The organism is Rahnella perminowiae (assembly GCF_019049755.1).
Lineage (GTDB): Bacteria > Pseudomonadota > Gammaproteobacteria > Enterobacterales > Enterobacteriaceae > Rahnella > Rahnella perminowiae.
In genome coordinates this window covers 1-12,904 of record NZ_JAFMOS010000499.1, presented here as the reverse complement: position 1 = coordinate 12,904, position 12,904 = coordinate 1, and the positions used below count along the sequence as shown (strand labels likewise).

The following is a 12,904-nucleotide window of genomic DNA, read 5'->3' as shown; positions in this document are numbered from 1 at the left end:
ATCCCACCCAATCCCAAACCCGCTGCGGAAAATCCCGCTTAGCAAACGATTGCTTTTGTCGCTGATTTCTATAAAAATGCCCGCTTTGCCGCTTATTGGAATGCCACAGCATGAGTTCGCAAACCGCAGAACAAGAAACACAGCAACCCGATCTCTCCCGCCAGCAAAAAAGTGAACTGATTTACCGGCTCGAGGACCGTCCGCCATTACCTCAGACATTATTCGCCGCCTGTCAGCACTTGCTGGCGATGTTTGTTGCGGTAATAACACCCGCATTGCTGATTTGTCAGGCGCTGGGTTTACCTGCGCAGGATATGCAGCACATCATCAGCATGTCTCTGTTCGCCTCCGGTCTGGCTTCTATTTTACAGATTAAGACCTGGGGACCGGTCGGCTCGGGTTTACTCTCTATTCAGGGCACCAGCTTTAACTTTGTGGCACCGCTTATCATGGGCGGGATGGCGCTGAAAAATGGCGGTGCGGATGTGCCGACCATGATGGCGGCGCTGTTCGGTACGCTGATGCTGGCTTCCTGTACCGAAATCATTCTTTCCCGTTTCCTGCATCTCGCGCGCCGCATTATTACGCCGCTTGTTTCCGGCATTGTGGTGATGATTATCGGGCTGTCACTCATTCAGGTCGGTCTGACGTCTATCGGCGGCGGTTATGCGGCCATGAGCGATCACACTTTTGGGGCACCGAAAAATCTGCTGCTGGCTGCCGTTGTGCTGGTGGTGATTATCCTGCTAAACCGTCAGCGCAACCCTTATCTGCGTGTCGCGTCTCTGGTTATCGCGATGGCCGTGGGTTATCTGGTAGCCTGGATGACGGGCATGTTGCCAACCGTCGCGCCAGCCACACAAAGCAACTGGATAACATTACCGACACCGTTGTATTACGGTCTGGGTTTTGACTGGAATCTGCTGATCCCGCTGATGCTGATTTTCATGGTGACATCACTGGAAACCATCGGGGATATTACGGCCACTTCAGACGTTTCTGAACAACCGGTCAGCGGCCCGCTGTATATGAAGCGCATAAAAGGTGGCGTGCTGGCCAATGGTCTGAACTCAATGCTTTCTGCAGTATTTAACACCTTCCCGAACTCCTGCTTCGGACAAAACAACGGCGTCATTCAACTGACCGGCGTTGCCAGCCGTTATGTTGGTTTTGTGGTCGCGCTGATGTTGATTATCCTCGGGCTGTTCCCTGCCGTTGCAGGATTTGTGCAGCATATTCCTGAACCGGTGCTGGGCGGTGCCACCATCGTGATGTTCGGTACTATTGCCGCTTCAGGTGTGCGTATTGTTTCCCGTGAGCGTCTGAATCGTCGCGCGATTATGATCATGGCGCTTTCTCTCGCCGTCGGCATGGGGGTTTCACAGCAGCCGCTGATCCTGCAATTCGCGCCAGACTGGCTGAAAACCCTTCTGTCTTCTGGCATTGCGGCGGGCGGTATTACTGCGATTGTTCTGAATCTGGTTTTCCCTCACGAAAAGTGATCACAGGATGTAATCTGTGTGCAACAGCGGCAGTGGGTCTGGAATCCCTGCCGTTTTTTATTGCCTCCGTTCTGCTAACCTGTTGAGAAAAGTCGCTGTTTGCGGCATAAACAAAGAATCTTTTTTCCACTTTCCCGTTACAGGGCTCCAGACGATGAGATTTATCGGTAAAATTTTGCTGACGTTCGCCTTACTTCTGGTGCTGGCGATCGTGCTGGTGTACGTCCTATTACAAACCCGCTGGGCGGCTGGCTGGGTCAGCCGCTGGGTCAGCAATAACAGCGAGTATCGTCTTTCCGTGGAGAAACTCGACCATAACTGGTCGTCGCCGGGTCGCGTGACGTTAACCCATGTGATTTTCGGGCAGAAGAATCAACCGGAAGTGCTGAATGCCGGTGAAGTTGATCTGGATTTAAGCTGGCGGCAAATCACCGAACCGCGCTTTTTCGATCGCGTCGTTTTGGTCAACGGACGCCTCAACGTCAGTCCCTCCTCAATCAGATTGCCGTTGCAGGCCAATACTTTGCAACTGAGCAAGATGGCGCTTACCGGCAATGCCGCGGGCTTAGACATTCAGGGCCAGCAAATTAACGCCGGTATTTCGCCGTGGCAGCCAAAATCCAGTCAACTATTAGGGGATAAGGCTGACTTCCAGCTGAGCGCTGCCGGCCTGACGGTCAACGGGCTGGCAACCGAAAATGTGCTGATTCAGGGTAATATCGATCATAAAAATCTGACGCTGAGTAATTTTGGCGGCGATCTGGCCCGCGGTCAGTTAACGGGCAAAGCCACACAGGCCGCCGACGGTAGCTGGAACATTGAAAACCTGCGTCTGAGCAATGTGCGCCTGCAAACTTCAAAACCGCTTTCCGCTTTCTTCGATGACTTCCAGACCCTGCCAAAAGTGACTATTCAACACCTTGATCTGATTGATGCCCGTTTGCAGGGAACGGACTGGGCATTCAGTGACGTTGATTTATCCGTGCAGGATCTGACGCTCGAAAAAGGCGACTGGCAAAGCGACGAGGGTGAAATCACCCTGAATGCGACCGATATGATTGATGGGAATCTGCATATTCAGGATCCGATCATTAGCCTCGACCTTTCGCCGCAGGGTATCGCTATCAAACAAGCCACGGCGCGCTGGGAGCGCAGTTTATTGCGCACGACCGGTAACTGGCTGCGCGCCAACAAACGTCTGCAGCTTGATGAGGTTTCCGTCGCGGGCCTGGAATACACGCTGCCGGAGAACTGGAAACAACTCTGGAACCAGGCGCTGCCAGATTCGCTGTCTGAAGTCTTTATCAGCCGGTTTATTGCTAACCGGAACCTGATTATTGATATCAATCCGCAGTTCCCCTTCCAGCTGACCGCGCTTGATGGCCTTGGCAATAACCTGCTGCTGGCGCGTAATCATCAATGGGGGATCTGGAGCGGTAAACTGAATCTGAATGCCAGCGAAGCAACGTTTAACCGCAATGACGTGCGTCGCCCTTCCATCACGCTGGAGGCGAACGACCGACAGGTGAATATTTCAGAGCTGAGTGCCTTTACCAAAGAGGGATTGCTGGAAGCCAGCGCGACGGTTGATCAGCAGCCACAGCGTCATTTCTCTATGAAAATGACCGGTCGCTCCGTACCGGCAAATCAGCTGGAAAACTGGGGATGGCCACATGTTGCACTGGAAGGTAATGCCAATATGCAGCTGAATCTGCAAGGACAAATGCCGGCAAACGTTGATTACAAACCGACGCTCAGCGGTACATTGCAGATAAACGGCAGCCAGACAATTGAACAGAGGATGGTGAACGGATTGGTTTCCGGTGCACCCGCGTCCGCAGCCCCTTAGTTCTGATCAGAACCGTAAATATAAAAAGGCACCGCAATGCGGTGCCTTTTGTTTGCGCGGAACCGGTCAGTTAATCTCAGGCTCCAGCGGTGCGCCGGGCGCGGCGGGCAGCACCAGATAGGTGCCTTCAAACACTGCGCCGTCGATCTCATCGCCATATAAATTCACTTCGAGCTGCACGCGCGCTTTACGACCGCGAGCCAGACGGTCGAGATCACCGCGAACAGAACCCAGGTCAGCCACGGCACGCGGCCTGCCAGTCACCGGCATGCTGTAACGAATGTGTGCATCAGCCAGCACAATAGTGCCGCCCAGATGACGTTCGCGCAGCAGCAACCAAATCAGCCCCCAGCCGGTCAGCGTTGCCAGCGAAAATAGACTGCCCGCAAACAACGTATGGTGCGGATTCTGGTTGCCCGTTTCCGGCATCGTGGTGACAAATCGCTGGCCGGTGTACTGACTGATACGCACGCCCATTTTTTCACTGAGCGGGATATGATCATACCAGGCCTGTTGCAGCTGGCCGCACCAGTCGGGGCGATGCAAAATATCATCCAGCGTTTCGATAGGTTTAATCATCAGAAAATGGCGAACCGGCGTTGTTTGCGGCGTGGTGATTTCGCCCTGATTCATAAAGCCCAGTTTGGCAAAGAAATCCACAGCATCTTCACGGGCGCTACAGACCACACGTTTTACCCCTTCCTGACGCGCCACAGACTCCAGGGTCATCGCGACCAGCGTTCCCAACCCTTTGTCCTGAACATTTGGATCAACCGCCAGAAAGCGGATAGAGGCTTCGTTATCAGCATTGATGTATAAACGGCCAACCGCCACCGGCTCGCCGTCTTCATCAACCACCATCTGGTGATGTGCAATGGAATCGTAGGCGTCCCGCTCTGAACCCTCCGGCTGGTGCAACGGTTTACGCAGCATTTCCCAGCGGAACCGATAATAGGCGGCCAGTTCTTTTTCAGTCGTCGGTACTCTCAGATGATACATAGATGCTTTCTCTCCGGCGTTATGCCTTATCGATCAGACTTGTAGCCAGAAGGTCACCGGTCCGTCGTTCACCAGTGCCACTTTCATGTCCGCAGCAAAGCGTCCGGTTTCGGTAACAACGCCCTTTTCCCGGCATTGCCCGCAAAAATATTGATATAACCGGTCGGCTTCTTGTGGTTCAGCCCCGCGAGAGAATCCCGGACGCATGCCTTTTTGTGTGTCTGCCGCCAGCGTGAACTGCGACACCACCAGCAGGCTGCCGCCAGCCTGCTGCACATTCAGATTCATCTTGTAATTTTCGTCACCGAAGATCCGGTACCCGATCACCCGTTCACAAAGGCGTTTGGCTTTTTGTTCATCATCACCCTGTTCGACGCCCAGTAAAACCAGTAAACCCGGCCCTATCTGGCCGCAGATTTCTCCATCAACCGTAACGCTGGCATTCAATACCCGCTGAATTAACGCAATCATAAAAATCCTTCGGACTGATTATTCTTCTGCCACATATTGAGCAGATTGCAATTTTCGCAGAGAACGAAACTCACCCAGCGTGACGGTAATTTCCGCCCCGAGAAGTACGATACACCAGCTGACATAGACCCAGAGAAATAAAATCGGGATCACAGCCAGTACACCGTAAATCAACTGATACGACGGGAAAAGCTGAATGTATAAGGTGAAGATTTTTTTACTCAACTCGAATAATGCACCGGAGACCAGCGCGCCTATCAGCGCATCTTTTGCTGGCACTCTGACTGTTGGTACCACCTGATACAGCAGCCAGAATGTTACCCAGGAGATCAGTAAAGGCAGAATGCGCAGCGCGTGGTCGATCACCGAATGTACACCGCTGATGTTCAGCCAGTTCAGGGAAAGTAGATACGAGCTGACAGCCACGCTGGCTACCAGCAAAATGGGTCCGAGCGTTAATACCATCCAGTACACCGCAAAGGAGAACACAATCGGACGTGTAGTTTTGCTGTCCCAGATTTTGTTCAGCACGCTGTCTACGGAGGCTATCAGAAGTAATGCGGTAACGATTAATCCGCAGGTGCCCACGGCCGTCATTTTGCTGGAGTTGGCCACAAACTGTTCGAGATAACGCTGGATGGTATTACCGGTCGCTGGCATAAAGTTAGAAAAGATGAAGGTTTTCAGCTGAGCACTGATATCTGAAAATACCGGGAATAACGCAAACAGCGAAAATACTACGGCGATCAGCGGAACCAGTGAAAGCAAAGAGACATAGGCCAGATGGCCCGCAAGAAGCGTCAGGCCATCTTTATCCGAACGCTTTAAGAGCAGGCGTGTAAATTTCCACAACGATTTTGGGTAGTGGCTCAGTGCCCTTTTCTGCATCCTTACATCCTTTAGGAAAAATATTTCGGTACCGTCTGGTTATCTTCCACCCATACAGCCTCAATGCCAACCGTCCGGGCGGCTTCGATATTTTCAGCAACATCATCAAAGAACACAGCCTGATCGGCGGAGAACCCTTCTTTCTCCAGAACATGCCGGAAAATTTCAGGCTCCGGTTTGCGCATACCCAGATTTTGCGAGAGGTACATCGCATCAGTATTCGCTTCGATTTCAGGATAATGATGGGGCCAGAAATCCAGATGCAAGCGGTTGGTATTAGAAAGCACGACAACGCGATGACCTTCTTTGCGCAGCTTCTGGAATAACGTGATAACGTCAGGACGGAGGTCAACGAAAACGGCATGCCAGCCCGCACTGAACTGCTCGAAGCTGAGCGCAATGCCCATTTCATTGCACAGATCGGCAGCAAACTGCTCATCACTGATTTCACCCCGCTCGTGCTTCTGGAACACCTCTCCCATTTTGAACCGCTCGGTCAGCGTGGCCAGCGGCGTTCCGCTGAGATGGCTCCACACGCCAAGGACACGTTTGAAATCAATATCAATAATGACGTTTCCCATATCAAAAATGTACAGCATTGCACGCTCCTGATTTCAAAGATGACTTTTAACTTTAGCGGTAAAACATACAGCTGAACAGTGACAGAGTTGCGGTGTTTATCTCTGCGTTAGAAAAATGCCAAAAAAAAACAGGGTTCCCGAGGGCACCCTGTTTCTGTGTAACGACAAGCGTTAAAGAAGATTAACCTTCTTTAGGACCACGCATTGCACGTTTACGATCATTCTCGGTCAGGTGACGTTTACGGATACGCACAGACAGAGGAGTCACTTCGACCAGTTCGTCATCATCAATGAATTCCAGAGCTTGCTCCAGAGACATTTTGATAGCAGGAACCAATGTCGTTGCTTCGTCAGTACCGGACGCACGCATGTTGGTCAGTTTCTTACCGGTCAGACAGTTGACAGTCAGGTCGTTAGAACGTGAGTGAATACCGATGATCTGGCCTTCATACACTTCTGCACCATGACCCAGGAACAACTTGCCGCGATCTTGCAGACCGAACAGAGCAAACGCAACCGCTTTACCCTGACCGTTAGAGATCAGCACGCCGTTCTGACGCTGGCCGATTTCGCCCGGACGAACGTCATCGTAATGACTGAACGTGGAGTACAGCAGACCGGTACCTGAAGTCATGGTCATGAATTCAGTACGGAAGCCGATCAGGCCGCGTGCAGGGATCAGGTAATCAAGACGGATACGCCCTTTACCGTCAGGGATCATGTCCTTGACATCGCCTTTACGCTCACCCATGGCCTGCATCACAGAACCCTGGTGCTGCTCTTCGATATCCAGTGTCACGTTTTCGAATGGCTCTTGCATGCGGCCATCGATTTTACGGTTGATAACTTTAGGACGGGAAACCGCCAGCTCGAAACCTTCACGACGCATGTTTTCGATCAGAACCGACAGGTGAAGTTCACCACGGCCTGAAACGCGGAATGCATCAGCATCTTCAGTTTCTTCAACACGCAATGCAACGTTGTGCACCAGTTCTTTGTTCAGACGGTCAAGGATCTGACGTGAAGTCACATACTTACCTTCTTTACCACAGAACGGAGAGGTGTTTACGTTGAAGTACATGGTTACGGTTGGTTCATCAACGCTCAGCGCTGGCAGGGCTTCAACATTCGCCGGGTCACAGATAGTGTCGGAGATGTTCAGTTCGCCCAGGCCGGTGATTGCGATGATATCGCCCGCTTCAGCAACGGTCGCTTCGATACGCTCAAGACCCATATGGGTCAGAACTTTACCCACTTTACCGTTACGGGTTTTGCCTTCGCTGTCGATGACAGTGATTTGTTGGTTAGGCTTAACGGTACCGCGTTTGATACGGCCGATGCCGATGACGCCAACATAGTTGTTGTAGTCCAGCTGAGAGATTTGCATCTGGAATGGTGCATCCATCTCAACTTGTGGTGGAGATACGTGGTCAACGATCGCCTGGTACAGCGGGGTCATGTCTTCGGCCATATCGTTATGGTCGTTACCCGCGATACCCATCAGTGCAGATGCATAGATGATTGGGAAATCGAGTTGTTCGTCGGTTGCGTCCAGGTTGACGAACAGGTCGAAGACCTGATCAACAACCCAGTCAGGACGCGCGCCAGGGCGGTCAACTTTGTTGATTACCACGATCGGTTTCAGACCATTAGCGAAGGCTTTTTTGGTCACGAAACGGGTTTGCGGCATTGGGCCATCCATTGCATCCACAACCAGCAGCACCGAGTCGACCATTGACATCACACGCTCAACCTCACCGCCGAAGTCGGCGTGTCCTGGGGTATCCACGATGTTGATGCGGTAGTCTTTCCAATTAATGGCGGTGTTTTTTGCGAGGATGGTAATCCCACGCTCTTTCTCCAAATCGTTGGAGTCCATTACGCGTTCGGTAGCTTCTGCACGTTCTCCGAAAGTACCGGATTGTTGCAGCAGCTTGTCGACCAGGGTGGTTTTACCATGGTCAACGTGGGCAATAATGGCGATGTTACGCAAATTTTCGATCACAGCTTTGCCTCAGGCATTAGAAATAGCGCGCTATTGTACACGTATTAAGCGAGGTTCTAAACAAGATCACAAGGATCTTGTTGAAACAACTTATGGATGGTTACTTTGTGATCCCTTTCACGGTGCAAAAAGACCACTGAACCATTATGACGCACCCTTTTGGTGCCTTGCCTCTCGCAATCAGCACCATTTTAGTGCATGAATTCCGTTATGGTGCATACTTATCGAGTGCAAAAGCCCTGTAAAATGGCGTTGTTTGCATTTTCTCAAAGTTGGCACAGTTTTCGCTAATAGTTTTTAGAGTAAAAGTTTTTTAGGGTAAAAAATTTTTTACAGGGTGAAGGACCTGACCAGACAAATAATAGCGCTGTTCAGCCTACACGCCAGTTCCAGTAAGGCTGTTATTTCCAACTAAAGACCAAAAATGGTTATTCGTTCCACGACGATAATGAGAAATTCGGGAGAACTAGTATGTCCGCTGAACACGTTTTGACGATGCTGAATGAGCATGAAGTGAAGTTCGTAGATTTACGTTTCACTGATACCAAAGGCAAAGAGCAGCACGTCACCATTCCTGCGCACCAGGTTAGCGCTGACTTCTTCGAAGAAGGCAAAATGTTTGATGGCTCTTCAATCGGTGGCTGGAAAGGCATTAACGAATCTGACATGGTTCTGATGCCAGATGCGAGCACTGCTGTTCTTGACCCATTCTACGAAGAAACTACCCTGATCATTCGTTGCGATATCCTTGAGCCAACCACGCTGCAAGGTTATGACCGCGACCCACGTTCTACCGCAAAACGTGCAGAAGATTTCCTGCGCTCTTCCGGTATCGCGGACACCGTACTGTTCGGGCCAGAACCAGAATTCTTCCTGTTTGATGATGTGCGCTTCGGCAGCAGCATCTCCGGTTCTCACGTCGCTATCGATGATATCGAAGGCGCATGGAACTCAAGCACCAAATACGAAGGCGGCAACAAAGGCCACCGCCCTGCAGTAAAAGGCGGTTACTTCCCGGTTCCTCCGGTCGACTCTTCTCAGGATCTGCGTTCTACCATGTGTCTGACCATGGAAGAAATGGGTCTGGTTGTTGAAGCTCACCACCATGAAGTCGCCACCGCGGGTCAGAACGAAGTGGCAACCCGCTTCAATACCCTGACCAAAAAAGCCGACGAAATCCAAATCTACAAATACGTGGTGCACAATGTGGCTCACGCGTTTGGCAAAACGGCGACCTTCATGCCAAAACCAATGTTTGGCGATAACGGTTCCGGTATGCACTGCCACATGTCCCTGTCCAAGAACGGTAACAACCTGTTCTCTGGCGACAAATACGGCGGCCTGTCTGAAATGGCACTGTTCTACATCGGCGGTATCATCAAGCACGCTAAAGCGATCAACGCCTACGCTAACCCGACCACTAACTCTTACAAACGTTTGGTCCCGGGCTATGAAGCGCCAGTAATGCTGGCTTACTCTGCGCGTAACCGTTCTGCATCCATCCGTATTCCACACGTATCAACGCCTAAAGCAATGCGTATCGAAGCACGCTTCCCTGATCCAGCGGCTAACCCATACCTGGCGTTTGCTGCACTGATGATGGCTGGCCTGGACGGTATCATCAACAAGATCCACCCTGGTGATGCGATGGACAAAAACCTGTATGACCTGCCACCGGAAGAAGAAGCAGAAATTCCAAAAGTTGCAGGTTCACTGGAAGAAGCCCTCAATGCATTGAACGATGACCGCGAGTTCCTGACCCGTGGCGGCGTGTTCACAGATGATGCTATCGATGCTTACATCGGTCTGCGTAAAGAAGAAATGGACCGCGTGCGTATGACTCCGCATCCGGTTGAGTTCGAATTGTACTACAGCGTCTAATTTCCGAATGAGACCCTGAACTCAGTGCCCGTCTTATAGCAGGCACTGAGTGTAATACCCGACTGAAGGCTGTGTTAATAACCCCTTCAGCGTCAAAATTAAGTCAGACGATTTATATTTGTTGCCGTGGAAACTTTCAGCCCATCTCCGGATGGGCTTTTTTCTCCACACTCTTTCCTGCTTAACCCCTCTGGCCCGTGATTTCGCCGGGTAACGAGATAAAATGCACCAATCAGGTGCGGGAGACTGCGGTATGGCAACTGGCAAGCTGCCCGATGCTGGGCAGATCCTGAATTCACTTATCAACAGCGTTCTGCTGTTAGACGACGAATTGGCTGTGCATTATGCCAATCCGGCCGCTCAGCAGTTACTGGCGCAAAGTTCACGAAAGCTTTTTGGCACTCCTTTGCCAGAACTGGTGGGATATTTTTCGCTGAACATCGAATTAATGCGTGAAAGTCTGACAGCCGGACAGGGCTTTACAGACAGTGAAGTGACACTGGTCGTGGATGGCAGGGCACATGTGTTGTCACTGACTGCTCAGATGCTGCCGGAAGGTTTTATTCTGGTAGAACTGGCACCGATGGATAATCAACGCCGTCTGAGCCAGGAACAATTACAGCACGCTCAACAAGTTGCCGCGCGTGATTTGATCCGCGGTCTGGCACATGAAATTAAAAATCCGCTTGGCGGTCTGCGTGGTGCAGCGCAACTTTTATCCAGGGCACTGCCTGATCCGGCCTTGCTGGAATACACCAAAGTCATTATTGAGCAGGCTGACCGTCTGCGTAATCTGGTCGACAGATTGCTGGGTCCGCAACGTCCGAGTCAGCATGTGACACAAAGTATTCATCAGGTTGCGGAACGTGTTTGCCAACTGGTGTCGATGGAAAAGCCAGATAACGTTCAACTGGTGCGGGACTATGACCCGAGCCTGCCGGAACTGGCGCATGACCCTGATCAGATAGAACAAATTTTATTGAATATTACCCGTAACGCCTTGCAGGCGCTGGGGGAGGAAGGCGGCACAATTACATTGCGCACACGTACTGCTTTCCAGATTACGTTACACGGCGTGCGTTATCGCCTGGTGGCCCGTATCGATATCGAAGATGACGGCCCCGGCGTACCGGCGCATTTGCAGGACACCCTTTTTTACCCCATGGTCAGTGGCCGCGAAGGAGGCACCGGTTTGGGCCTGTCCATCGCGCGCAGTTTGATTGATCAGCATTCGGGTAAAGTTGAATTTAACAGTTGGCCAGGACATACCGAATTCTCGGTATTCCTGCCTATTCGCCAGTGAGGTTCTTATGCAACGAGGGATAGTCTGGATCGTCGATGACGATAGCTCCATCCGCTGGGTACTTGAACGTGCGCTCACTGGAGCCGGTTTAACCTGCACGACGTTTGACAGCGGCAATGAAGTGCTTGATGCCATTGCGACTCAAACCCCTGACGTTTTGTTATCCGATATCCGGATGCCGGGAATGGACGGTTTAGCGCTGTTAAAGCAGATTAAACAACGTCATCCGATGCTTCCGGTCATCATAATGACAGCGCACTCCGATCTGGATGCTGCGGTCAGCGCCTATCAGCAAGGTGCATTTGATTATCTGCCAAAACCGTTCGACATTGACGAAGCCGTGGCACTGGTTGAGCGTGCCATCAGTCATTATCAGGAACAGCAGCAACCGGCACGCAGCCAGCCGGCAAGTGGCCCGACCGCAGATATTATCGGCGAAGCGCCGGCGATGCAGGACGTATTCCGCATTATCGGCCGTTTGTCCCGTTCTTCAATCAGCGTGCTGATCAACGGAGAATCAGGCACCGGTAAAGAACTGGTCGCGCATGCCTTACATCGCCACAGCCCGCGCGCTAAAGCGCCCTTTATCGCACTGAATATGGCTGCCATCCCGAAAGACCTGATCGAGTCCGAATTATTCGGGCACGAGAAAGGGGCATTTACCGGCGCCAACACTATCCGTCAGGGACGTTTTGAACAAGCCGATAACGGCACGCTCTTTCTTGATGAAATCGGTGATATGCCACTCGATGTGCAAACCCGTCTTCTGCGCGTGCTGGCAGATGGTCAGTTTTATCGTGTGGGCGGTTATGCGCCAGTAAAAGTGGACGTGCGCATCATCGCCGCAACTCACCAGAATCTGGAATTACGGGTTCAGGAAGGAAAATTCCGCGAGGATTTATTCCACCGCCTGAACGTTATCCGTGTCCATTTGCCGCCACTGCGTGAACGCCGTGAAGATATTCCGCGTCTGGCGCGTTACTTCCTGCAGGTAGCGGCCAAAGAGCTGGGTGTGGAAGCGAAAAATCTGCATCCGGAAACGGAAACGGCACTGACGCGATTGCCATGGCAGGGCAACGTGCGCCAGCTGGAAAATACCTGCCGCTGGCTCACCGTCATGGCAGCCGGTCAGGAAGTCCTGATCCAGGATTTACCCAGCGAACTGTTTGAGACCTCGGCGCCGGAAACCGGTGGTCAGAGTCTGCCGGACAGCTGGGCGACGTTGCTGGCACAGTGGGCCGACCGCGCACTGCGTTCCGGTCATCAAAACCTGCTGTCAGAAGCGCAACCTGAAATGGAACGTACGTTACTGACCACGGCGCTGCGCCATACGCAGGGGCATAAACAGGAAGCGGCACGGTTGCTGGGCTGGGGGCGAAATACCCTGACCCGCAAACTGAAAGAACTGGGCATGGAATAAAAGTC

General features: G+C 51.9%; 10 protein-coding genes. 5 read left to right on the top strand and 5 right to left on the bottom strand.

The window, feature by feature from the left end:
* Window positions 1-110: 110 nt before the first annotated feature.
* Window positions 111-1,502, top strand: a complete 1,392-nt coding sequence (locus J1785_RS10200; RefSeq protein ID WP_217219348.1) for a nucleobase:cation symporter-2 family protein — start codon at window positions 111-113, stop codon at window positions 1,500-1,502.
* A 154-nt stretch (window positions 1,503-1,656) separates the two neighbouring features.
* Entirely contained in the window at window positions 1,657-3,351 is a 1,695-nt protein-coding gene (locus J1785_RS10195; RefSeq protein WP_217219347.1) for an AsmA family protein, read from the top strand.
* A gap of 66 nt (window positions 3,352-3,417) precedes the next feature.
* Here J1785_RS10195 and fabY read toward each other — a convergent pair whose 3' ends face one another.
* From fabY to typA, 5 genes are all read right to left on the bottom strand, one after another.
* Entirely contained in the window at window positions 3,418-4,350 is a 933-nt protein-coding gene (gene fabY / locus J1785_RS10190; protein ID WP_129992199.1) for a fatty acid biosynthesis protein FabY, read from the bottom strand.
* Between the two features lie 33 nt (window positions 4,351-4,383).
* Entirely contained in the window at window positions 4,384-4,821 is a 438-nt protein-coding gene (gene dtd, locus J1785_RS10185; protein WP_217219346.1) for a D-aminoacyl-tRNA deacylase, read from the bottom strand.
* Between the two features lie 18 nt (window positions 4,822-4,839).
* Entirely contained in the window at window positions 4,840-5,709 is an 870-nt protein-coding gene (locus tag J1785_RS10180) for a virulence factor BrkB family protein (protein WP_129955252.1), read from the bottom strand.
* A gap of 11 nt (window positions 5,710-5,720) precedes the next feature.
* Window positions 5,721-6,308, bottom strand: a complete 588-nt coding sequence (yihX, locus tag J1785_RS10175; RefSeq protein ID WP_129955251.1) for a glucose-1-phosphatase — start codon at window positions 6,306-6,308, stop codon at window positions 5,721-5,723.
* 163 nt (window positions 6,309-6,471) lie between these two features.
* On the bottom strand, window positions 6,472-8,295 hold the full coding sequence (gene typA, locus J1785_RS10170; RefSeq protein WP_129955250.1) for a ribosome-dependent GTPase TypA: 1,824 nt from the start codon (window positions 8,293-8,295) through the stop codon (window positions 6,472-6,474).
* Window positions 8,296-8,766: 471 nt separating this feature from the next.
* Between typA and glnA the strand changes: the two genes are divergently transcribed.
* The 3 genes from glnA to glnG all read left to right on the top strand — a co-directional run bounded on the left by glnA (window position 8,767) and on the right by glnG (window position 12,899).
* Complete coding sequence (gene glnA, locus J1785_RS10165) at window positions 8,767-10,176, top strand: glutamate--ammonia ligase (protein WP_129955249.1); 1,410 nt, start codon at window positions 8,767-8,769, stop codon at window positions 10,174-10,176.
* A gap of 253 nt (window positions 10,177-10,429) precedes the next feature.
* Complete coding sequence (gene glnL / locus J1785_RS10160; protein WP_013577653.1) at window positions 10,430-11,479, top strand: nitrogen regulation protein NR(II); 1,050 nt, start codon at window positions 10,430-10,432, stop codon at window positions 11,477-11,479.
* Window positions 11,480-11,486: 7 nt separating this feature from the next.
* Window positions 11,487-12,899, top strand: a complete 1,413-nt coding sequence (gene glnG / locus J1785_RS10155) for a nitrogen regulation protein NR(I) (RefSeq protein WP_095924078.1) — start codon at window positions 11,487-11,489, stop codon at window positions 12,897-12,899.
* The last annotated feature ends 5 nt before the right edge of the window (window positions 12,900-12,904 follow it).

What these genes read in the sequence shown, in the direction of transcription:
- glnL (WP_013577653.1), top strand. Translation starts at nt 10,430, where the DNA reads ATGGCAACTGGCAAGCTGCCCGATGCTGGGCAGATCCTGAATTCACTT.
- J1785_RS10200 (WP_217219348.1), top strand. Translation starts at nt 111, where the DNA reads ATGAGTTCGCAAACCGCAGAACAAGAAACACAGCAACCCGATCTCTCC.
- dtd (WP_217219346.1), bottom strand. Translation starts at nt 4,821, where the DNA reads ATGATTGCGTTAATTCAGCGGGTATTGAATGCCAGCGTTACGGTTGAT.
- J1785_RS10180 (WP_129955252.1), bottom strand. Translation starts at nt 5,709, where the DNA reads ATGCAGAAAAGGGCACTGAGCCACTACCCAAAATCGTTGTGGAAATTT.
- fabY (WP_129992199.1), bottom strand. Translation starts at nt 4,350, where the DNA reads ATGTATCATCTGAGAGTACCGACGACTGAAAAAGAACTGGCCGCCTAT.
- glnG (WP_095924078.1), top strand. Translation starts at nt 11,487, where the DNA reads ATGCAACGAGGGATAGTCTGGATCGTCGATGACGATAGCTCCATCCGC.
- J1785_RS10195 (WP_217219347.1), top strand. Translation starts at nt 1,657, where the DNA reads ATGAGATTTATCGGTAAAATTTTGCTGACGTTCGCCTTACTTCTGGTG.
- glnA (WP_129955249.1), top strand. Translation starts at nt 8,767, where the DNA reads ATGTCCGCTGAACACGTTTTGACGATGCTGAATGAGCATGAAGTGAAG.
- yihX (WP_129955251.1), bottom strand. Translation starts at nt 6,308, where the DNA reads ATGCTGTACATTTTTGATATGGGAAACGTCATTATTGATATTGATTTC.